Raw genomic sequence first — 21047 nt, 5'->3', positions numbered from 1 at the left:
ACAGCCCGTTTTTTTTCCCTATAATGCCGCCCTAATCGGGACAGCAATATTCCCTTACAGGGATGAACAGCCCATCTGAAGCCCCGCAGCAGCGTTCAACGCGAGCTGCGCCCGTCAGAGGCTCTCGGAACCCCGAACAAAATTCTGTTTTATTGCCTGCCTTAGCTGCTGCAAAAAACGATTCCTTAAGATCCAACGCGGTCTGTACGACCGTGTGAAAAACCAACCAATCAGGTTTCACACGGGGCGACAGGCCCTCACGCAGGAGACGACACGTCATGCTGAGCTGGGACGAATTCGACAAAGAAGACAGTGAAGTAGCAGCAGTGAAAGGCGCCAACGCCGGCCACGCTACTGAAGCCAACATGGACCGCCTCGACAACGCTGGCGGCGCCGCAGCGCTGGAAGCCCGCGCCGTCACCGCCGACGACTCGGCCGCCGTGGCCCGCGCCAAGGCTGCACTGAACTCCCTCGACGTCGCCGAAGGCCTCGCCGAACTCGAAGGCGCCTCCGCCCGTGTCGCGGTTGACGAAAAGCGCATGATCAACTGCCGCGCCGACCTCAACCAACTCGTACCCTTCAAGTACGACTGGGCCTGGCAGAAGTACCTGGACGGTTGCGCAAACCACTGGATGCCGCAAGAAGTCAACATGACCGCCGACATCGCCCTCTGGAAAAACCCGGAAGGCCTGACCGACGACGAGCGCCGCATCGTCATGCGCAACCTCGGCTTCTTCTCCACCGCCGACTCCCTGGTTGCCAACAACCTGGTGCTGGCCGTGTACCGCCTGATCACCAACCCGGAATGCCGCCAGTACATCCTGCGCCAGGCCTTCGAAGAGGCGATCCACACCCACGCCTACCAGTACTGCATCGAATCGCTGGCCATGGATGAAGGCGAGATCTTCAACATGTACCACGAGATCCCATCGGTCGCGAAAAAAGCCACCTGGGGCCTGAAATACACCCGTTCGATCTCCGATCCGAAGTTCGAAACCGGCACCGTCGAAACCGACAAAGAGTTGCTGCGCAACCTGATCGCCTACTACTGCGTTCTGGAAGGCATCTTCTTCTACTGCGGCTTCACCCAGATCCTCTCCATGGGCCGCCGCAACAAAATGACCGGCGTCGCCGAGCAGTTCCAATACATCCTGCGCGACGAATCCATGCACCTGAACTTCGGCATCGACGTGATCAACCAGATCAAAATCGAAAACCCACACCTGTGGGATGCCGAAATGAAGGAAGAAGCGACCCAGATGATCCTGCAGGGTACGCAGCTGGAAATCGAATACGCCCGCGACACCATGCCTCGCGGGGTGTTGGGTATGAACGCGGCGATGATGGAGGACTACCTGAAGTTCATCGCTAACCGTCGTTTGTCGCAGATTGGTTTGAAAGAAGAGTACCCAGGGACGACTAACCCGTTCCCTTGGATGAGCGAGATTATGGACTTGAAGAAAGAGAAGAATTTCTTTGAGACTCGCGTGATCGAATACCAAACTGGTGGGGCGCTTAGCTGGGATTAATACTTCCACCCGCGAAAAAGGCCTCGATAGAGGCCTTTTTTATATGTTTAGCCAAAACAAAACTCACTTAAGACCACGACTCAACTGATCGATCAGATACTTATTTCTTAATTGGCGCGCTCTAGTGCTATTAACTGCCTCAGTCGCCGCCAACTTATAATCCTCAGGAAGAGTACGTTCGAAAGAATCGAGAATCAATTTTACCTTAGAGGGATCTAAAATATTGCCTTGCTCCTGAAGTGACACGACGGCAATAATCAGGGAAAAGAAATTAGCTTTATTCAACCAATACGACTTCCCTCTAAAACCAACTTTCAGGATAAAGTCAGCCGCTCTCTCTAAAGCATCGACGACTACATCTCGCTCCTTGAATGACGTAGCGTAATCATCTAGATGCTGGATCGCTTTCTCATTTCGATTTGAAAATCCACCAATCACTGCAGAAATGATATTCAAAACGTGCATCAAGTTTGTTTTTCGCGCTATTTCATGACTATTAAATACACCCTTCTCATTAACCAACTTAGAAAAATTTTTAATGTTTTTCGAATTGGCCCACAAATAGAACTCCTCTGGAACATTAGGATCCTCTCGAAAGTCATCCTCCTCTTTTCTGTCCAAAGAAATGTGATCAGAAAGAAACTTCGCCACTAACATAAAATCCGATGTAGAGTATTGCGAAGCTAATTTCTCAATAGACGTTAGTGAGTTCGAAGTGCGATTGATACGTTGAAATATCTCTTGAACTTTTGGATCATCATTCTCCAGATCAAGTTCAATTACCGCGATTTCATATTTCAGAAATTCAGACTTCTGTTTTTCAGGAAGATCGCTATATTTAGCGCCTTCAACTTCGAGCTTATCCGCAATAAAATTTACTATTGCATCGCTTCTCTGCTGCCCATCGACTATGCATGAAACTGTAGACATAGTCTCAACATCAACTTTACCTTTCGATATGAAAATTTGCGGAAATGGAAATCCCAGAAGAATAGTTTTTATAAAATCCTTTTTATGAACATCTCGCCAGACCAGGTTTCTTTGAAAATAAGCATCAGGGATCAAACGCCCCGCCTTAATATCATTCACCAAATTCAAAAGCGAAACTGATCGCACTCTATACTCAACCATCAGTAAACCCCACTTTTAACAACATTCGTTATAACAGATCTTTGCTTATTCTCAAAAAACGCTTCAGACATATATACAGCAGCATTTATAGAACTGAAAAGACCACTATACTTCGAAGACAAAACGCCAAAAAAATTATTAATTTCCGCCCGCTTTTCTCCATTAACCATCAAATCAGGTCGAAAAATCCCTTTTGATAAGTACTTCAAGTAAGACTCACAAGTAGAAGTAATCCCCACCATAGGAAACCTAGTTAAATCTGTGTAATTCTTTGAAACCTTACAAACATATTCCATATACTTTAAAAACAAGCGAACATCAATAATAGCGATGTCTAAATCCGAAATACCGGGTTCGAAATCACGCCCCTTATGAATGCTTTTACCTATTTTTGCCGATCCTGCAACGTGAACAGAGCTAATTGGAACATCAAAAAATTTAGATATCTCATTATAGACGGAATATTGATGCTCCTCATTTCCTATAAATGCATGAGTGGGAAATGTCAAAAAAATTTTTCGCGCAATTTCATTATAAGGAGTGTTCGCATCCTTACCTATCTTTATAGCCTTTAAGTAATCCATTAAAATCGCTCAAAGTTCAACATCATCAAAAAACAGGTAGAAAGTTAAGATCAGCTCTTACACCCCGACCCCATTTAAAACCTCAGAGACCACAGAAGCTATTTTATAAGCAAGCAGAGGAGGAACCGCGTTACCTACTTGGTGATACTGCTGGGACCGATTCCCCTGAAAAAAATAGTTATCTGGGAATGTTTGTAGACGGGCAGCTTCCCGAACACTCAAGCTTCGGCATTGAGCGGGATCGTAGTGGATAAAATAATGGCCATCTTTAGAGATATGACTGGTTATTGTCGTGGAGGGAAATTGGGCACACTGAACCCTGAAACGGTCACTAAACTTTCCAGACTCCCAATTTTTATGCGCCGGGGCCAGACCTGGTAAATTAAATTCCAAATGACCTTTTGGGGAGTAGCCATTAACCTTTGCAAAAGACGCTGCGTATATATACCGACGAAGATCAGAAGTCATATGACCACGCGCGTCATGGTTTAACCATCGCTCTAACGCATCATCATGAAACCAACCCCCTAACGGGCTACTGGCATCTGGATTATAATCGGGAAAACGCAACGCCCCCACGTTCAATTCACCGTTAATTAAAGTACTACGCACTACGCCTAATTCCAAAGACAAACTTTCATTTCTCTTTGCATCTACACTAGCTATGAGCTGATCCAACTCTCTTAAAACTACGCTTCGCCAGACATTATCACTATCAGATTGCTTCGTAAGCCGGCTTCTAATCTTCGGAAGATCTTTAATAACGTCACGAACGCTTAGGGGTTCAAAAAAGTTTTCAAGCTTCGTATAAGCTGGCACATCCTCATTACTATCAACAGCGATACCAAGTAGAATAACTCGATGCCTAGCTTGAGGAATACCGTATTTTTCCGCTCGTATTATATATTCGCGAGGATCAATCTCGTAACCGACACCCGCCCCTGCGGCGCTATCACTGACAAAAGAACAAATCCTATACTTCTTACCTGAACGAGAAACACCTAAAGCCTTATCGGGATCTGAGAGATCTTGCAGAATTTTCTGAAAAATACTCTCACCGTCAATTTTCGAAGAAAGTATACCTTTCACATTCTCCATAACGAAAACCGTAGGCTGACGTTCCTGAATTATTCTCAAATACTCTTTATACAAAAAATGGCGATGATCTCCCTCAGGAGTATAGTTTGCTTTACTCTTATTTCTTGATCTTCCCGCCAGAGAATATGCCTGACAAGGTGGACCACCTATAAGCACCCAAGGTCGACTCTCGTCTAGCTTAAAATCAAGAATATTATCAAGTTCGTCATCTCCCGCTTTGGTGCCTAACGTAATACACTTCGCTTCCTCTCCAGCCTTTTCCCACTCACCTTCGCTAGCAGAGGTCCATGGCTGTGGAGAGTAACCATTACAGAAGTCATAATAGTCCTTTAAAGCAGGTGATTTTTTATTTCTTAGAAGTCGATAAAATGCTCGTAGCCTAAGGGTCTCTCTTGCGACCGGATCCGCCTCCGCTGAAACAATAATATTGAAGCGTCGCCCTTCGTAAAAAGACGAAAAGCCTTCACCTAGGCCTCCCGGCCCCGCAAAAAGATCTACAATTTGAATTGGATTCGGGGACTTCATATTACCTTCAAAGATCTTACTACTCATAAACCAACTTAGGAGTTAATCATGGATATCGTTAGCACTGCGACTAGATCGAAATTTATGGCCAACATAAAAAATAAAAATACTTCGCCAGAAATCAAAGTAAGAAAATTTATATACTCGCACGGCTTTCGGTACAGACTCCATCAAGCAGGCATTCCTGGAAAACCCGATATCGTCATAAAGCGGTATCGTCTTTGCATATTTGTAAATGGGTGCTTCTGGCACCGACATCCACGATGCAGGTTAAGCTCAACACCTGCAACCAGAAAAGAATTCTGGTCAAAAAAATTCTTAGACAATATAACTCGAGATATCAAAAATAGAAACACTTTACTTAGAAATGGCTGGCGAGTGCTTGACATATGGGAATGTGGCACGAGAGACAAATCATTGAATTTAGAATGGCTAATTGCGGTGATACCTAATATGGAAATACATTACCAGTCCTGGCCATAACCTCACACTCACCCCACACTCACCCCATACGCATTTTAGAAACATAGAACAATGCACCCATAATGAATGCATCATTCTTTACCCATACTTGCTTACTCGCTTGAAAACCCGGGCGTGCCTATCCGACTAAAATACCCCCCGAAACGCTCAACTAATGACGGCACAAACATAGGTGATAATGACGCAAATCTTAATGGAACTAACTCGACTAAAGCCCTCTCTGAAGGCAACGCACAGATATCATCAAACTGAACCATCCAAGGCCCCTGCGGCACTGAAAAAACGTCGCGCATCGGCAACAAAAAATGTTGCTTTAAAGATCCATCATGCTGAATGAGCTTTTTAACTTTATCTCGAGAAGTATTTGAATTAGCAGCTATTAACACTCCCCACTTTCCCGATATATCTTCCAAGGCAGCCATGAGAATAGTTTTTACTTTTCCTTGATTCGCTAAATCGCATCGAGGAGAAACCACTATCCACTTCCGCCCCTCGAAATCAACCAAATCTCCAGTATCCAAACGCTCTTTCATAGGAGGAACGAAATATGTCTCTTCAGGATGAGTCGAATCTCCACCAGCAACCAAGAGCGCATCATGCACGTGTGCAATTACGTGCCTTGCTACTACTTCTGTTAGATCTTGGGATAAATCTGATGTCCAGTGCTGCCAGCGAGGCCAAATTGACTTATAGAAGATCTTCGCGGTTTCTCTATTATACGTCGCTTTAACCCCACGCAACTTTAAGAATACATCTTTGTTATTCGTCAGCCAATTAAAAACCTGATCAAAACCGTCCCCCTTATCCATAACTTCAACCTGAGGGCTACCATAGCTACCTACATCAGCATCTACACGCTGACCGGTATATACCGCGACCCCCATTGGCAATGCGCTTATCAGGTGACGTACAAATATGTTCCCGTCACTGTTATTTGCAGCAACACCGACCTCAGTCTGCAAGCGTAAATCAACCACTGCCGCATCAAACCGGTGGAGATCTAACAGTTCTTTAGCACCAGTAACTGTTTTAGAAGCTAGAAAATCAATAGAGAACCCTTTAGCTTCAGAGTCTGCATTATGCGAATCTATCGCATCTTGCCATTCCACCAGCTTTGAATCTTCATCTTCTACAATTAAAATTTTTAAAGTAATCACTGGTGAATTCATTATATAGAAGCTCTCTGCATTTCAATTACAAAAGTCGTTTGATCTGCTAGAGGATCAAATGCGACATCTCCTTTGCTTGCTCTCATTGCTTCCCTAGCGATAGCCAACCCAATACCCGACCCCTCTGTCTTGAGGGAGAATCCTGGATGAAATAAATTCCCATGAAAGCGATCTGCAATCAGAGGGCCGTTATTCGAAACAGCAATTCTCACATACTTCTTAGACATACTTACAGAAAAAGCCAGCTGCCTCGGATGCTCAGGACTAACACTTAACCAATGGATTGCATTATCTATAATATTTATCAGCGCTGCCATCAAGTCTGATTCAAAGCCGATTACATGAGGGTGTAGTTCTTCGTCCGGCATCTCGAGCGCGATTGATGCTTCAGCAATGCTGTCGCTAAAAAAACTAATACACCGATCCAATACAGAAGTTACTTTAAAAATCTGACTTCGACCTCTTCTCTTTCCTGATATCGGATCGAGAGCTTTGAACAACTTACTTAACTGTCCGGAAGAATGATGTATGGAATAAGCCTCTTTTCCAAAAACAGAGCGAAAATGATCACCAAACTTGGATTCTTCTCTCAGCCGAGGTGCGCCGTCAGACAATCGCTTAGATCGCGTGGCGATATCCGATAGAAAGCGTCTGCCGTCATGCAGTATCTGTGCAACAACAAGCCCAAGTGTTGATCTAGAGGAAAGCGCTTGCTGGTAAGTCTCTAGTTCTGCAATAGACGTTTTCAAAGCTAAGCTATCAGCTTTCATTGCCCGCTCTATTTTATTTCTGTACTGGGCAGGAAGAGTTGCGACAGCACGGGTAGTCGCACTCAAGTTAGCTTTGCTGCGAACTGACTCCGTATCAGTTGCGGACTTCCTACTTAAGCCAGCAGCCTGCCTAAAGTCTTGGCGCATTGCTTCAATATGAGTTAACAGCTCAGCTACGAGTCGCTTCAGTCGTAGAAATGCTCCATTGTGCTCCAACCCCTCCCGACTACTTCTCTCTACTAAGCCAGACTCTTTTTCATCCTTTATTTCGACCAATCCCCAGACTTGGTTCAAACCCAGCTTTTTAGAAGGATTTTGAACACGCATCCGTTCTAGCTCTAGCCAGTCCGATTCGGCATCGCCATATGGTCTGATGCGAAAACCGCCACGATATATACCAATCCCTATATTCTCATCTAATACTCGTTTTGCATCTAGGCGCCCAATCCCCCCCAGCCCTAGCTTTTCAAATAGTTCAACTACCGCCTCACTCTCGCGATCGTATATATTTAACCGCAACGAGACCGCACCACACTTAGATTCTTCGGAAGTTGGCTCCGTCGCTGAAATTTTTATTTCTTGCCGAACACCATCACCTCTCTGATTTATAAAGTATCCTGCGAACCCACCATCGCTATCAAATTGCCCCTCAACCATATAGTGGAATATTTTGTCAATCGCGAATGGCTTTATTTCTTGCGGATCAAACGATTCATCTTCGACGCCTTCCACTCCTTCTAGAGCTCCAGCAACAATAGTTTGCCCGTCAAATCCATGAACGTCTTTTTTAAATGAGCTTATATCCAGATATATCTTAAATTCATCTTCGCGAGCCTTTATTGGTGAAGCCAGGCGCCGCAACTCCCTCACAAGTAACTCAAGTTGCTTTTTTGTCCATAGATCCCGAAGCCCGGTGATTTCCAGAGTAACACCTGGACACTCATCCTTACTTCCAAGCCTAGTAGAAATATCAATATCAACTTGATCAAGATAAAGAGTCTTATCAAACAAGTCCCAATCAACAACTATTTCACTTACTTCTAATGAACCATTCGAGTCGATGCTTTTAGTTTTTAGATGTAGCTTCTTGCCCAATCGCGCCGTTGCAAATCGACCAACTCCTTTGGCACCTAGCATGGTTCGTTTTTTTTCGGGGCTTGACTTCCTAGTAACCTTGTCACTGGTGGCTGGTTCAAACCACTTATCTAGGAGATCAGCCGCACTCATACCGTGCCCAGCATCCACGACCGTAATCGATCCCTCGTCATCGTTTCCTTTGCCATCCTCCGGCGGAGCTATCTTGATATGCACGGAAGGAGAATCAGCGTCGAAAGCATTTTTCACCAATTCAATCAGAGCTGCTTCTGGGCCGCTTATTAATTGGTCTCCAATTGTTCGTACGATCCTTGCTCTGGGCCTTAGCTTTGCCATCTTCACTCCCTATGAACCGTTACATAAGCCATGCAACGTTTAGCCTCGCCGGCTAACCATCAGTTTGGTGTCGTCTGACAATGTACATCAAGTGCCATCATTGCAAAACGCCGAAGCAACAACAGTAATGGTCTAGTCAGGGACCGTATGCTTGACCCCCTTTTTTTCTAAGGCTAACCTCAGCTCCGAGCCTAAGAAACTCTACAAACCAGAGCGGTCCTCCGCACCCGACAGTCATGCGGCTTTTTTTCGTCTGCGGTTTCTCTACGCCTGCGAAAAATCCCGTTATGTCGGGAGTGGGCGAATACAAGACCCGAAAGGGGAATATGTCCGGCCCGTCTCTGGTGGGTTTCTTAACTCCCGACACCCTAACGAATGCCCTAAGAAAGCAGCCAGAGGTAAATGGAAATGCCTGACTATCCAACCTTCATGATGAAGGTGAATTGCTGTAGCCGCCGTTCGAATCCCGTGCTTCCAGGTCAGGAGGCATGTCATGTCTGAATGTAGTGGTCTAATGAAACCGGACACCCATTTAGGCGAGAATGCTCGCCAGATAGAGGTGTCTGATGACCAAACAACGTCGTTCTTTTTCCGCTGAATTCAAACGCGAGGCCGCAGGCCTCGTGCTCGATCAAGGCTATAGCCATATCGAAGCCAGCCGCTCGCTTGGTGTGGTTGAGTCCGCGTTGCGCCGCTGGGTTAATCAGCTTCAGCAGGAGCGCACTGGCGTTACTCCGCAGAGTAAAGCGCTGACGCCAGAGCAACAGAAAATCCAGGAATTGGAAGCTCGAATCGCTCGACTTGAGCGGGAGAAATCCATTTTAAAAAAGGCTACCGCGCTCTTGATGTCGGAAGAGCACGAGCGCACGCGCTGATTGATCAACTGAGCCCCCAAGAGCCGGTTGATTGGCTTTGCGCAGTCTTTGACGTCACTCGTTCGTGTTACTACGCCCATCGTCTCAGGCGCCGAACTCCAGACGTTGAGCGGCTTCGGTTGCGCAGCCGGGTTAACGAACTGTTTACGCAAAGTCGAAGCGCCGCCGGTAGCCGCAGCATCGTGTCGATGATGCAGGAAGACGGCGAGCAAATTGGGCGGTTCAAGGTGCGAGGCCTGATGCGGGAACTGGAGTTGGTCAGTAAACAACCTGGATCACATGCCTACAAACAAGCGACGGTTGAGCGGCCTGACATTCCGAACATATTGAATCGAGAGTTTGATGTGCCGGCGCCGAATCAGGTCTGGTGTGGCGACATCACCTACATCTGGGCTCAAGGGAAATGGCATTACCTGGCTGTCGTTATGGATCTTTACGCGCGCCGAGTGGTGGGCTGGGCGCTGTCGAACAAGCCGGATGCGGATCTGGTCATCAAGGCGTTGGACATGGCTTACGAACAGCGTGGCAGGCCTCAAGGGCTTCTGTTTCACTCGGATCAGGGCTCGCAATATGGCAGTCGCCAGTTTCGCCAACGGCTCTGGCGTTACCGCATGCGCCAAAGCATGAGCCGTCGTGGAAACTGCTGGGATAACGCGCCGATGGAGCGTGTGTTTCGCAGCTTGAAAACTGAATGGATACCGACCGTGGGCTACATGACAGCTCAAGAAGCGCACCGCGACATCAGTCATTACCTGATGCATCGGTACAACTGGATTAGACCGCACCAATTCAACAACGGACTGGCCCCAGCTCAGGCCGAGAAAAAACTTAACGTCGTGTCCGGGATTAGTTGACCACTACAGAACCACTTCTTCCGACTCGTTTCACCCGCAACAAAACCCACCTGCACGCCCTTTTGGTTGAGAACCAGGCGTGGTTCTGCGTCCAGGAGCTGGGCCGGTTGATGGGCAAACATCTTGATGAGCGCCAGTTGCGCAAACTCGACGCTGATCAGCGGCAGATGATGTGCGTGGAGATATTCGGCGAAACCGAAGAACAATGGATGGTGAGTGAGTCTGGCGTGTACGCCCTGCTGATCTATCACTACTGCCCTGAGTATCGACAGCTTCGTGAATGGCTGACGCATCAGGTTGTGCCTGCGCTGCGTGACGCTCGTGCGACGCGCTCGGTTGAGCGACCGACGTTGAGTGTTTTGAGCTGGCCGCAGATGTCGTTGAGCACGCTGCACTGGCAGGATGAGCCGTGGATTCGGTTGCGGGATATGCCTTGTTTGTTGGCGGATGATCCGTTCAATCGTCATGAGTCTTGGTGGCGTAAGGCTTCACGATTGCTGCGTAGATGCTGATGTTTTCAGAGTCCGCTGTTTGATTTTTAAGCAGCGGATTTTTTGTGGTAACGAGTTGATGATGTCGACCAGACAGGCGAAGCCTGCCGCTCCCCCAGAGACCTGCGCGGCCCCCAAAATCCAACAGCGACAATTCCTAACCTGATCCAAGACCCGTCCTACAGCCTCAATGCATCACCTTCGTTAACGTCGCCCGGCTTCTTTCCGGTGGACCGATAAATGAACGAAAGGATGATCAGTGGCTGGCAAAAAGGATATTCCCCGGGTCAGGAACCCACCTTCGGGCGACGGGCATCACGTCACCTACCGGTTCATGAACACTACCGAACTAGCCGAGCGCGAAGCCAGGCAGAACGCTTACGAGGCCATGCTCGCCCGGCAGGATGCGTTTGAGCGCAGCCGTCAGGTCGCTGTCAAAAAAGACGAGGCGGTCCGGGCTGGGTGCGTGTTCGCGAAGTCTTGCAAGCTGCCGGACGCGATCATTGATTACTCGAATCCCTCCGGGATGGTACCGACCGACAGCCTGAGGGATTACGGCGAATTCGCGTTGCTCGGTACCCGTGAGGCCGATGATACCGGGCTGCTGAACCTGCAAACCATCAGCGGCAGTACCGTTTCACTCGGCCTTGGGCGCCTTGCTCTTCGCAGCCCGACACTCGCCACACCAGCAATAGGTCTTGGAGCCGCCATTGGCGCTACCGGTGCCGCACTCATGACCGGCATGGTCGCTTTGCTCTGGACGCCCAGCCTGGGCGACAGTGCTCTCTACACCGAGGAACAATTGCGCGCCCTCAAGCAGGCCCGCACCCGTGTTCGCCTGCGCATCGAGCAACAAAGCGATGGCAATCTCAAAGGTTATGCCTTCTACACCGGCAAGAATCGCGACTGGGAAATGGTCGATGTTGTGAAGCTGGAAACCCGCGACAGCCAGTACGTCGCCAATCTGGGTGAAGGCGTCGAGCTGATCTGGACACCCGCCGTTGACGGCTCCGACATCCTCGGCATTCCTGCTCTGGAAGCCGCCCCGCAGGCCCCGCATATCTGGGTTTACCCGCCAACAAAAGCGGCGAACGACATCCTTGTGAATCCGGTTTATCCACCGGAGTACAAGGATTTCATTCTGGTGTTTCCGGAGAGTTCGGGGGTCAGGCCGGTTTATATTGTGGTGAGTGTTTCTGATCACAAATATCATCCGGCACCGCCCGGACTTGCAGCGTTCCCGGATGCGATCAAGGCAGATCGTAAGACTTCCGTTAAAGGAGGCGGCGGGCTTAGAAAGCGATGGAAAAACAGAAAAGGACTGATTTTTGAATGGGATTCACAACACGGTACTGTCGAGATGTATGACAAACGAGGTCGCCATCTCGGTGAGTATGACCCAGCAACTGGCGCGCAAACCAAACCAGCGGACGGCAAGAGGACAGTAGAACCATGATCTATCTAATCGAGGCATTTGATAAAGAAAGCGGTTTCCTGGCTTTTGAAGAGGAACTCCCAAGTGGATCAGATCAGGCGATAAAAACCATCATGGAATGGACGGTGGAACAACAAGGATGGGAGGGATACGATCTCTCGCACGAACAGCTTGGAGCCCTGGAAAAACTACTGGGGAAAGAAATCTATAACCCTGCTTATAAATTTCAGCTCAGCTGCAATGTGTAAACGATGGTTCTGACACCGGTGAGCAGAACAAACCGGCCTCTCCAAAGAGAAGGATAGAACCATGACTCACGTAATTTATGCGTTTGATCGATCCACCGAAGCTCTGATTTTCGAAGTGCCTATCTCGGCAGAGGCTATCGAGCAGCTGCGAGTCATCATGAAATGGAATGACGCAGAAGACGAACTCTACGGTCACGATCTTGATTTTCAGCAGCTAGCACAACTGGAAACGTTAACCGGAAGTTCCTTCTACGATCCTCAATACGATTACCAACTCGCTAGCTACGGAAACTAAAAATTTACTCGCCTGCACCGTCATGCGAGGTTGCTGTCGGGATCAACGATTGAGTTGATCCCACCAATCGCCAGCAGGCTGGCTCCCACAGGTTTTGCATCATCCTGAAAACAATCAGTGCAACGCGCCCCGCCTCCCGCTATTAATACCCCTCCCCCACTCAAGGATTCGAGCCCCGCCATGAAATTCGATCTCGCCTACTGCCTCAGCCTCGACGACAAGTTGTCGATCTATGACGTTCGCGATCTCAATTTCGATGAGACGGTGGCGTTCGACTCGGCGAAGGAACACTTCCAGTGCCCCAACGATGCGTGTCGTTCGGCGTTCGAGGCTTCCAACGAGTTGGGCACGTTCAACGCCAAGAACGTGAATTACGTGCGCACGCCGCACTTCAAGAATCTGCCCACGACGCAGCATGTGGCGGGTTGTCCGTATGTGAGTTTGAAGGCGTCGGCATCGGGTGTTGAGACGGCGGATGGCGAGGGGGATGACGGGCGGGAGGAACACTTCCCGTCAGAGTTATTGCTCACCCGGCGTGAGTATGTGCGCAAGCCTGCCGCGCCAGCGGTGGCGGCGGATGTGTTGCGCGATGATCCGGTGCGAGTGGCGGCGGTGAGTGATAAAGAGTCAGCGAGTCGTGAATCGGCGCCGGACAAGACCAGTGTGTTTGCGCATCCGGTGGAGTGTTTTGTGTCGAACTTCGCGGACAAGGAGTTGCTCAAGCGCATGCCGTTGAAGGTCGGCGAGCATTCGGCGCCGTACAGTTCGTTCTTCAAGAAGATTGAGTATCTGACGGACAACAAGGGGCTGATTTACTGGGGGCGGATCAAGAAGATTGAGGACTTTCACAGCGGTGCCAGTTTCCGTATCGATTTCGAGGACAAGGTCTGGTTCAAGAAGCCCGAGGACAGTAAGAAGAAGCCGTACCCGGTCAGCGTTTATCTGAACAAGAAGCTGATCGACAACTACCGCAAGCGCAAGGCGTTTCTGGAAGAGATCAAGCACGCGGTGGATAGCGACAAAGCGTTGTTCTGTTTCTTCTATGGCGTGACGCCGGAGTTGAAGCAGGTGCCCGGCAAGAAGAACCCCGAAAAGCCTTTCGAGGTCTTCAATGCCAATATCGAGAACCTGGATCACTTCATTATTCGTGAAGCGCCGGGGCTGGAGTGACGGTTAGCCCTGAGGCAGTTGCAGTTTGATGGCGCCGGGGTGTTGTTTGATCAGCGAGTACGGCAGGATCGACCAGTCGGGTGAATCGCAGGCGCGTTCTACGCGGGCGAAGTACGCTCCGATGTACAAACCTTTTTCGGTGAAGTGCCAGTTGGAATAGCTCCAGTTGTCTTCATTGGTGAAGTCGCAACTGTCTTCATCTCCGCCTGTCGGTTTCTTCATTTCATCCGGGTACAGCGCGGTGAGTTGTTTGATCAGCCACGGCTTGAAGATTTCGCGCTGATACTTTGAACGCGCCGCGTCTTCGGCCTCGGTCAAGGGCTGGTCACCGCCTCTGTAGCGATCAGCGTGAAGGATTGGCTGCCCCTCGCCCACCCAGAGCACATCTTCAAGCGACAGCGGGTGGCCGGTTTTTACATCGATGTTGAGCGGCGAATCGCCGAAGTCCGGGTGTGCGCCGCCGCAGTCATAGCTGGTGGAAATGTTCAGGCTGATCACACTGGGCGAGATAAACGTCGGGGTGACGTCCTGGAGGAACTCGGCATAGCCGCGACCTCGCAACTGGCAACCGTAGTAACTGATGGCCTCGTCCCACAAGCGCCCGAGTAGTTGCTGGTTAACCCGTTGAAGATCTTCTTTGGGCAGACCGGACTCGATGCTGAACATGGTCATCTTGGTATCAGGCTCTTCCCACCATTGCAGGGTGTAGCCCATGAAGTCCTGTTTTTTCCCGGGTTTGAGTTTCAGGCCCTGAAGGCGCAGGTATTCATAAGGCTCGCTCTTGGGCAACTTGGCGATGTAGGGCAGTGCATTCGCCGGCACTTCGGGAAGTGGCGTATCGGTGACCAGTACGGGCAGCTTTTTGCCTTTCGGGTTTTGCCATTCGCCCTTCCAACCGCCATCAATCTGTTGCAGTTTGAGGGTCGGTAACGGCCTGTCCGGATCCATACGATTGCTGCCCTCTGTGAGCACGAGGACGTCATTTTTCAGCGTGCCGTTGAGCTCCAGATCGCGGTGAAATTTTTCATAGAAGTAGCGACCGGTGACTTGCTCCGGATCACTGGTATCGACTTCGAACACGATTGGCATTTTGCCCAACGTACCGGTGAATACCAGCCGGTTATCTTCGGCGTGCGCGGTGGATAGCAGTGAGAACAGCGCAGCGGTGAATGGCGCCAGGCGCAGCAGTCCCTTGAGCATGGATCGATCCTTGAAAGAGGCGGAGGCGGCGCCGAAGTGAGATCGGCGCTGGTAAATTAAGGGGTTGGATTATGGCGGTGTTGCCTGTAGGAATCGAGACACTACTTCATCGCCATCGCCGTCAGAACGATGACCAACAACCCGATATACACCCACGCATGCACCCGATCCGGTATCCGCCCAATCCACGGCGTGGCCAATCGGATGCCCAGCAACGACCCAACCGTCAGCACTGAAAACGCCAGCAAATCCACATACCCGATAAACCACGCCCCCAGATCCGTCTCGCTAAACCCGGCCAGCGCCATGTACGTCAGGGTCCCGGCCAATGCCACCGGCACGCTCAACGGATTGGCCATGGATGTGGCCTGGGACATGCTCAGTCCACAGCGGCGCAACAGCGGCACGGTCATGACGCTTCCTCCTACACCAAGGAACGTGGCGATAGCGCCAATGCCTACACCGCCGGCAGATGTTTCCGTATTGCCGAGTCGGCGCGGGATGAGGTCTGCGGCGTGTGTGAGAAATCCGCGGCGCAGCAGACAATCGACGATGGTCACGCCGAGGTAGGCGATGAAGGCATAACGGATCACTTCGCCGCTGACCCACACGGCCGCTGTCGCGCCAATGATCGCGCCCACCGCAATGAACCCGCCCAACGGCCATAGGTAATGCCGAATGAGATTACCCGCGCGCCGATGTTTATCCGTGGCAATGAGTGCGTTGACGATCATCACGCAGGTCGAGGTGGCGACGGCGATGTGCATTGCCGATTGGCCAATAGGGTCGTCGGCGCCGTGGCTGGCGGTGAGCATCCGGTAGAGCAGCGGCACAACCACGAAGCCGCCACCGAAACCAAACAGCACGGCGGTGATGCCGGTCAGGCAGCCAAAGAGGGTCAGCAGGAGGTAGAACATGGCGCGTCTTCCGATGGTGGAGAACGGTCGACGATAGAGTGGCGCGACTTGGCCTGCTTCAGCAACTCAGCCAATAATGTTTGCATTTACGCCAATCGCTGGGTGCCGCTCGATGCGCAATGTTTCGATCAATCTGCTGGATGACACGCCGCGCCAAGTGGTGGCGATCGGCACCGACTATTCCCACGGCCATCTGCTGCCATTTCATACGCACCGACGGGCACAGTTGCTGTACGGCGCGACCGGCGTGATGCAGGTCCGTACTCATGACGGCAACTGGGTGGTGCCACCGCAACGGGCTGTATGGATTCCGCCGGGGGTGGCGCATGAGGTGTTGATGCTGGGCGTGAGCACCCGCAGTTTGTACATCGAGCCGGGAACAGTGGATTTGGGGCCGCGCTGCCAGGTGATCAGTGTCTCGCCGTTGATGCGCCACTTGTTGATGGACGCAGTGCAAGCGCCGCTGACCTATGACCTCGACGGACGGGACGGCGCGTTGATCGACCTGTTGCTGCATGAACTGGTACGCAGTGCCCCGTTGCCCCTGCACATTCCGTTGCCGACTGACGGAAAGCTCCTCGCGCTATGTCAGTACTTTCTGCATCAACCAAACGCCCATGACTCGCCACAGCACTGGGCCAAGCAGTTACACATAAGCTTGCGCACCTTCAACAGACTGTTTCGGCAGCAGACTGGTTTGAGGTTCAGCCAATGGCGCCAGCAGGCCTGCGTGGTGCTGGCGCTAGCACGGTTGGCAGCCGGTGAAGCGGTGACGAGGATCGCGCTGGATTTCGGTTACGAGAGCCCGGCGGCGTTCTCGACGATGTTCCGGCGCACCCTTGGTCAGCCACCGTCCGTCTGGTTGGAGGCGGCGAATTAGGGCAAATCAAAAAATGCGTTTGATCCCGGCCGAAAACAACTGTACAAAAACACAGTACATTTTCAATCAGCACTCTTGAGCCCGGAGCACACCATGGCCTCTCTTGCGATGAACCACATCCTCGAACGCATTGCCCTTTTCCAGTTCACCCCGACCCACTGCGTCCAGGCCCGAGCGATGCTGGGCTGGAGCGTGGAACAGCTATCACGGGAAGCAGAGGTTTCGGTGGAAGACATTCAGCGCTTTGAAGCGCAGCAAGAGGTGGCGGATGCGGCGCGTCTGGCGCTGGCGTATCGATTTGAGTCGCGGGGGTTGGTGTTCTTTCCGGGGTTTGCGCCGGGGCGGAGTGCGAGTTTGAACGGGGTGCCTGCGGAATCAGTGGGGCGTGGGGATTATGCGATGGCGGAATGAGCCGGTTCGCTCTCCCAGGAACGAACCGGATGCAAAACATCAGGCGTTTTGCACCACTCCCTCACTCTCCCCTTCAACCCCCATCCACCACGCATTCCCACGCTGCGGCTGAGCGATGTTGAACGCCTCCCCCATCTGCGGCGTGGTAATCGAAACACTGCGCTCCCAGGCCAGTGCGAGGATCCGATCAAACGGTTCATGCCAGGCATGCATCGCCAGATCAAAAGTGCCGTTGTGGATGGGAAACAGCCAGCGGCCCTTGAGGTCGAGGTGGGCTTGCAGGGTTTCTTCCGGTTGCATGTGCACGTGTGGCCATTCGACGTTGTAGGCGCCGGTTTCCATCAGGGTCAGGTCGAACGGGCCGAATTGTTCGCCGATGCGTTTGAAGCCGTCGAAGTAACCAGTGTCGCCACTGAAGAAGATGCGGGTGTCGCCGTCGATCATCACCCACGACGCCCACAGGGTGCTGTTGCTGTCGAACAGGCCGCGGCCGGAGAAGTGTTGCGACGGCGTGGCGATGAAGCGGATGCCGGCGACTTCGGTGCCTTGCCACCAGTCGAACTGGCGAACCTTGTTGGCGTCGATGCCCCATTTGATCAGGGTGTCGCCGACGCCCAACGGGGTCAGGAACAGATTGGTTTTCACCGCCAGCCGCAGCACGGCCTCGTAATCGAGGTGGTCGTAGTGGTTGTGGGACAGGATCACCGCTTCGATCGGTGGCAACTCGTCGAGGCTGATCGGCGGCTGGTGGAAGCGTTTCGGCCCGGCCCATTGCACCGGCGAAGCGCGCTTGGCGAAGACCGGGTCGGTGATCCAGAATTTGTCCTGCATCTTCAGCAGCAAGGTCGAGTGGCCAAGGCGATAGACGCTGTGGTTCGGCGCGGCCAGCAGGTCTTCGCGGGTCAGTGGCTGTACCGGGATCGGCGCAGCAGGTCGAGTATTACGCGGTTTGTGGAAGATCATGTTCCACATGATGCGCAGCATTTTGCGCACGCCTTCGCGTTGCACCGGCGCATGATTGCGAAACAGGCCTTGATCCTGTCGAGAGGCTTCAGGCGTGGAGGTGTTGTCCGCTGTAGATATTGGATTGGCCATGACTGAATGACTCCTGAAAAACCGCGCAATTCGCGTTTTTCCACGGTGGGACGATAAATGGCCAAGGCACGCACGCATTAGCCGGACTGTCTGTCTTTTAGGTTGCGAGGATTAACGCGACATTACACTATCCGGTGTAGTTTCTAGGTTGCATCAATCTTGATGACAAGTAAACTGCCAAGTGTAATTTCACCCTCTTCCTGCCGAAAGCGTACTTATGACAGTCCCACAGCGCCTCACCGACCGTAAACGCGAAGCCATCATTCAGGCGGCGATTGCCGAATTCCGCGCCAATGGTTTCGAGACCACCAGCATGGACAAGATCGCGGCCACCGCCGGCGTGTCGAAACGCACTGTGTACAACCATTTTCCCAGCAAAGAAGAGCTGTTCGCGGAAATTCTCAACCAGTTATGGGCGCGGATCAGCGCCGAGCAGTCGATCATTTATCGCCCTGATCAGCCGCTGCACGATCAGTTACGGCAGATGTTGTTGGCCAAACTGCAACTGATGGCCGATGACAACTTCCTCAGCCTGGCGCGTGTAGCGATTGCCGCGACCATCCACTCACCGGAGCGCGCGCAGAACATGGTGGCGCGCATGGGTGAGCGCGAAGAAGGCCTGACCGTGTGGATTCGCGCCGCTCAGGCGGACGGCCGATTGAAACCGCTAGACGCGGATTTCGCCGCACACCAGGTGCAGGGCCTGCTGAAGTCGTTCGGTTTCTGGCCGCAGATTTCCATGGGCCAGCCGCCGCTCGACACAGCGACGCAGCGCAACGTGGCCGAATCGGCGCTGGAGATGTTTCTGGCGCACTATCAGCTCTAAATCGCCCCTCTCCTGCGCGAGCCGCTGATTAAATGCCTTGGAAGGACACTGATGTGTAAAGCGTCGGGATGCCTACACGTTTTGCATTTGAACACTTTCATACAATTTCAGAACAGCAGTTTCTTGTACGGAACCAATAAGTCTGCATAAGATTCACCCGTCAGCCTGGATGCTGGCAATTTGCGGCCAATGCCACCCCCTCGGCTTGGTCTGCCCACGCGGAAACAGGGACAAAACCCAGTCTTTCCCTACTTCCAGGTACTGCGCCATGTTCTTTAATCGCCACAAATCTGCCCTCGACGACCTTCAGCAAACCCTCACTCAACAAAATGGCCTGCTCGATGCCATCAACCGCTCCATGGCGGTGATTGAATTCGATCTCGACGCCGTCGTGTTGAGCGCGAACGACAACTTCCTCAAGACCATGGGTTACCGCGCCGAACACGCGATCGGCCAGCCCCATCGTCTGTTCTGCACCCCTGAGTTTGGCCGCAGCGCTCAGTACACCGAGTTGTGGACACGCCTGAAAAACGGTGAGTTTCAATCCGGCACGTTCGAACGCGTCAATAGCCAAGGCCAGACGGTCTGGCTCGAAGCCAGTTATAACCCGATCAAGGATGCCTCCGGACGCGTGGTGAAAGTGGTCAAGTACGCCATGGACGTGACGGCCAAGGTGCAACAGGAAAGCGAGGCCAACGCCAAGTTAGAGGCGATCGACCGGGCGATGGCGGTGATTGAATTCAACCTCGACGGCAGCGTTATCACCGCCAACCAGAATTTTCTCACGCGCATGGGCTACACACTCGCCGAGCTCAAAGGTAAACATCACCGTTTGTTCTGCACCTCGGAACTGGTCAACAGCAGCGCGTATCAGGATTTCTGGCGGCGGTTGAATCATGGCGAGTTCTTCCAGGGCCAGTTCGAGCGCATCGACAAGCGCGGCCAGACCGTTTGGCTAGAGGCCAATTACAACCCGGTTTACGACGCCTCCGGGCGTTTGTGCAAAGTGGTGAAATTCGCTTCGGACGTCACCGCGCGGGTCGAACAACACGAGCAAGATGCGCGCAGTGCCAGCGCCGCTTATCACATCTCGGTCGAGACCCGGAAGGTCGCCGAACAAGGCACCCAGGTCATTCAACAAGCCGCTAGCGAGATGCGCGAAATTGCCGAGGACATTGCCCAATCCTCAACGCTGATCGCGCAACTGGGTGAACGCTCCGAGCAGATCACGGCCATCGTCAACACCATCCGCGGGATTGCCGACCAGACCAATTTGCTGGCGCTCAACGCTGCCATCGAAGCGGCGCGAGCCGGTGAACAGGGCCGAGGGTTTGCCGTGGTGGCCGATGAAGTGCGGCAACTGGCGGCGCGTACCAGCGGCTCGACGGCGGAGATTTCCAGCATGATCGGTTTGATCCAGAGTGAAACCCGCCAGGCCATCAAGAGCATGGACGACACCCGCGATCGCGCGGCTCAGGGCGTTGAACTGGCGGATCAGGCGGGTACGGTGATCTTGCAGATTCGTGATGGCGCCAGTGAAGCGGTGCAGGCAGTGAGCATGTTTGCCAATGAGCGGGCGCCGAATTGAGGGTTGTGCAGGGTCGATAGACCGAGTCGCGACCTTCGCGGG

20 protein-coding genes are annotated in these 21047 nt (G+C 52.0%); 12 read left to right on the top strand and 8 right to left on the bottom strand.

All coding sequences use genetic code 11. From position 1 onward, the window contains the following. Window positions 1–278: 278 nt before the first annotated feature. Window positions 279–1529 carry a ribonucleotide-diphosphate reductase subunit beta gene (locus ATI02_RS24475; RefSeq protein WP_095191667.1) on the top strand — a complete coding sequence of 417 codons (1251 nt, stop codon included), beginning with the start codon at window positions 279–281 and terminating at the stop codon, window positions 1527–1529. Between the two features lie 63 nt (window positions 1530–1592). On the opposite strand, the gene ATI02_RS24470 is transcribed toward ATI02_RS24475, so the two are convergent. The 3 genes from ATI02_RS24470 to ATI02_RS24460 are packed head-to-tail and all read right to left on the bottom strand — an operon-like array spanning window position 1593 to window position 4894. Continuing rightward, window positions 1593–2660: a DUF262 domain-containing protein gene (locus ATI02_RS24470; protein ID WP_100847624.1), complete on the bottom strand. Its 1068-nt coding sequence runs from the start codon at window positions 2658–2660 to the stop codon at window positions 1593–1595. Further along, complete coding sequence (locus ATI02_RS24465) at window positions 2660–3244, bottom strand: hypothetical protein (RefSeq protein WP_100847623.1); 585 nt, start codon at window positions 3242–3244, stop codon at window positions 2660–2662. Before ATI02_RS24465 ends, ATI02_RS24470 begins: the two co-directional genes overlap by 1 nt. A 57-nt stretch (window positions 3245–3301) precedes the next feature. Next, window positions 3302–4894 (bottom strand): DNA cytosine methyltransferase, encoded by a 1593-nt coding sequence (locus tag ATI02_RS24460; protein WP_238156204.1) that lies wholly within the window; start codon window positions 4892–4894, stop codon window positions 3302–3304. A gap of 21 nt (window positions 4895–4915) precedes the next feature. On the opposite strand from ATI02_RS24460, the gene ATI02_RS24455 reads away from it, so the two are divergent. Then, window positions 4916–5350 (top strand): very short patch repair endonuclease, encoded by a 435-nt coding sequence (locus ATI02_RS24455; protein WP_100847622.1) that lies wholly within the window; start codon window positions 4916–4918, stop codon window positions 5348–5350. A 92-nt stretch (window positions 5351–5442) separates the two neighbouring features. Here the strand turns inward: ATI02_RS24455 and ATI02_RS24450 are convergent, their stop codons facing one another. Continuing rightward, the gene (locus tag ATI02_RS24450) at window positions 5443–6507 is read right to left on the bottom strand and encodes a histidine kinase (protein ID WP_202864010.1); all 1065 of its coding nucleotides are present in this window, start codon (window positions 6505–6507) and stop codon (window positions 5443–5445) included. A gap of 11 nt (window positions 6508–6518) precedes the next feature. After that, window positions 6519–8720, bottom strand: a complete 2202-nt coding sequence (locus ATI02_RS24445) for an ATP-binding protein (protein ID WP_100847620.1) — start codon at window positions 8718–8720, stop codon at window positions 6519–6521. 566 nt (window positions 8721–9286) lie between these two features. Between ATI02_RS24445 and ATI02_RS24440 the strand changes: the two genes are divergently transcribed. The 6 genes from ATI02_RS24440 to ATI02_RS24415 all read left to right on the top strand — a co-directional run bounded on the left by ATI02_RS24440 (window position 9287) and on the right by ATI02_RS24415 (window position 14088). Further along, a protein-coding gene (locus tag ATI02_RS24440; protein ID WP_095191983.1) for an IS3 family transposase occupies window positions 9287–10449 on the top strand; the annotation gives its coding sequence in 2 pieces (ribosomal slippage) (window positions 9287–9542 and window positions 9542–10449; 1164 coding nt in all). Continuing rightward, complete coding sequence (locus ATI02_RS24435) at window positions 10446–10961, top strand: BRO-N domain-containing protein (RefSeq protein ID WP_100847619.1); 516 nt, start codon at window positions 10446–10448, stop codon at window positions 10959–10961. The genes ATI02_RS24440 and ATI02_RS24435 overlap by 4 nt, the downstream gene beginning before the upstream one ends. Window positions 10962–11199: 238 nt before the next feature. Then, a complete protein-coding gene (locus ATI02_RS24430; protein WP_100847618.1) occupies window positions 11200–12396 on the top strand; it encodes a colicin E3/pyocin S6 family cytotoxin in 1197 nt (398 codons plus the stop codon). After that, window positions 12393–12623 carry a DUF7683 domain-containing protein gene (locus tag ATI02_RS24425; RefSeq protein ID WP_100847617.1) on the top strand — a complete coding sequence of 77 codons (231 nt, stop codon included), beginning with the start codon at window positions 12393–12395 and terminating at the stop codon, window positions 12621–12623. Before ATI02_RS24430 ends, ATI02_RS24425 begins: the two co-directional genes overlap by 4 nt. A gap of 61 nt (window positions 12624–12684) precedes the next feature. Beyond that, window positions 12685–12918, top strand: a complete 234-nt coding sequence (locus ATI02_RS24420; RefSeq protein WP_100847616.1) for a DUF7683 domain-containing protein — start codon at window positions 12685–12687, stop codon at window positions 12916–12918. Between the two features lie 180 nt (window positions 12919–13098). Continuing rightward, complete coding sequence (locus tag ATI02_RS24415; protein WP_100847615.1) at window positions 13099–14088, top strand: hypothetical protein; 990 nt, start codon at window positions 13099–13101, stop codon at window positions 14086–14088. Window positions 14089–14091: 3 nt separating this feature from the next. On the opposite strand, the gene ATI02_RS24410 is transcribed toward ATI02_RS24415, so the two are convergent. Both ATI02_RS24410 and ATI02_RS24405 read right to left on the bottom strand, forming a co-directional pair. After that, the gene (locus tag ATI02_RS24410; protein ID WP_100847614.1) at window positions 14092–15288 is read right to left on the bottom strand and encodes a hypothetical protein; all 1197 of its coding nucleotides are present in this window, start codon (window positions 15286–15288) and stop codon (window positions 14092–14094) included. Window positions 15289–15389: 101 nt separating this feature from the next. Beyond that, the gene (locus ATI02_RS24405; protein ID WP_100847613.1) at window positions 15390–16205 is read right to left on the bottom strand and encodes a sulfite exporter TauE/SafE family protein; all 816 of its coding nucleotides are present in this window, start codon (window positions 16203–16205) and stop codon (window positions 15390–15392) included. Window positions 16206–16317: 112 nt separating this feature from the next. On the opposite strand from ATI02_RS24405, the gene ATI02_RS24400 reads away from it, so the two are divergent. Then, window positions 16318–17085, top strand: coding sequence for an AraC family transcriptional regulator (locus ATI02_RS24400; RefSeq protein WP_100847612.1), 768 nt, complete (start codon window positions 16318–16320; stop codon window positions 17083–17085). A 93-nt stretch (window positions 17086–17178) separates the two neighbouring features. Further along, window positions 17179–17496 (top strand): helix-turn-helix domain-containing protein, encoded by a 318-nt coding sequence (locus tag ATI02_RS24395; protein WP_100847611.1) that lies wholly within the window; start codon window positions 17179–17181, stop codon window positions 17494–17496. A gap of 39 nt (window positions 17497–17535) precedes the next feature. On the opposite strand, the gene ATI02_RS24390 is transcribed toward ATI02_RS24395, so the two are convergent. Then, window positions 17536–18591, bottom strand: a complete 1056-nt coding sequence (locus ATI02_RS24390; RefSeq protein ID WP_100847610.1) for an MBL fold metallo-hydrolase — start codon at window positions 18589–18591, stop codon at window positions 17536–17538. A gap of 217 nt (window positions 18592–18808) precedes the next feature. On the opposite strand from ATI02_RS24390, the gene ATI02_RS24385 reads away from it, so the two are divergent. Further along, a complete protein-coding gene (locus ATI02_RS24385; RefSeq protein WP_100847609.1) occupies window positions 18809–19417 on the top strand; it encodes a TetR/AcrR family transcriptional regulator in 609 nt (202 codons plus the stop codon). A 268-nt stretch (window positions 19418–19685) separates the two neighbouring features. Then, the gene (locus ATI02_RS24380; protein ID WP_100847608.1) at window positions 19686–21005 is read left to right on the top strand and encodes a methyl-accepting chemotaxis protein; all 1320 of its coding nucleotides are present in this window, start codon (window positions 19686–19688) and stop codon (window positions 21003–21005) included. The last annotated feature ends 42 nt before the right edge of the window (window positions 21006–21047 follow it).

It is taken from the genome of Pseudomonas baetica (assembly GCF_002813455.1).
Taxonomy (GTDB): Bacteria; Pseudomonadota; Gammaproteobacteria; order Pseudomonadales; family Pseudomonadaceae; genus Aquipseudomonas; species Aquipseudomonas baetica.
This window is presented reverse-complemented; position numbering and strand designations above follow the sequence as displayed.

Bases quoted from the DNA above. Each gene is read 5' to 3' on its own strand.
- ATI02_RS24475 (WP_095191667.1), top strand. From the start codon at position 279: ATGCTGAGCTGGGACGAATTCGACAAAGAAGACAGTGAAGTAGCAGCA.
- ATI02_RS24470 (WP_100847624.1), bottom strand. From the start codon at position 2,660: ATGGTTGAGTATAGAGTGCGATCAGTTTCGCTTTTGAATTTGGTGAAT.
- ATI02_RS24465 (WP_100847623.1), bottom strand. From the start codon at position 3,244: ATGGATTACTTAAAGGCTATAAAGATAGGTAAGGATGCGAACACTCCT.
- ATI02_RS24460 (WP_238156204.1), bottom strand. From the start codon at position 4,894: ATGAGTAGTAAGATCTTTGAAGGTAATATGAAGTCCCCGAATCCAATT.
- ATI02_RS24455 (WP_100847622.1), top strand. From the start codon at position 4,916: ATGGATATCGTTAGCACTGCGACTAGATCGAAATTTATGGCCAACATA.
- ATI02_RS24445 (WP_100847620.1), bottom strand. From the start codon at position 8,720: ATGGCAAAGCTAAGGCCCAGAGCAAGGATCGTACGAACAATTGGAGAC.
- ATI02_RS24425 (WP_100847617.1), top strand. From the start codon at position 12,393: ATGATCTATCTAATCGAGGCATTTGATAAAGAAAGCGGTTTCCTGGCT.
- ATI02_RS24420 (WP_100847616.1), top strand. From the start codon at position 12,685: ATGACTCACGTAATTTATGCGTTTGATCGATCCACCGAAGCTCTGATT.
- ATI02_RS24415 (WP_100847615.1), top strand. From the start codon at position 13,099: ATGAAATTCGATCTCGCCTACTGCCTCAGCCTCGACGACAAGTTGTCG.
- ATI02_RS24410 (WP_100847614.1), bottom strand. From the start codon at position 15,288: ATGCTCAAGGGACTGCTGCGCCTGGCGCCATTCACCGCTGCGCTGTTC.
- ATI02_RS24405 (WP_100847613.1), bottom strand. From the start codon at position 16,205: ATGTTCTACCTCCTGCTGACCCTCTTTGGCTGCCTGACCGGCATCACC.
- ATI02_RS24400 (WP_100847612.1), top strand. From the start codon at position 16,318: ATGCGCAATGTTTCGATCAATCTGCTGGATGACACGCCGCGCCAAGTG.
- ATI02_RS24395 (WP_100847611.1), top strand. From the start codon at position 17,179: ATGGCCTCTCTTGCGATGAACCACATCCTCGAACGCATTGCCCTTTTC.
- ATI02_RS24390 (WP_100847610.1), bottom strand. From the start codon at position 18,591: ATGGCCAATCCAATATCTACAGCGGACAACACCTCCACGCCTGAAGCC.
- ATI02_RS24385 (WP_100847609.1), top strand. From the start codon at position 18,809: ATGACAGTCCCACAGCGCCTCACCGACCGTAAACGCGAAGCCATCATT.
- ATI02_RS24380 (WP_100847608.1), top strand. From the start codon at position 19,686: ATGTTCTTTAATCGCCACAAATCTGCCCTCGACGACCTTCAGCAAACC.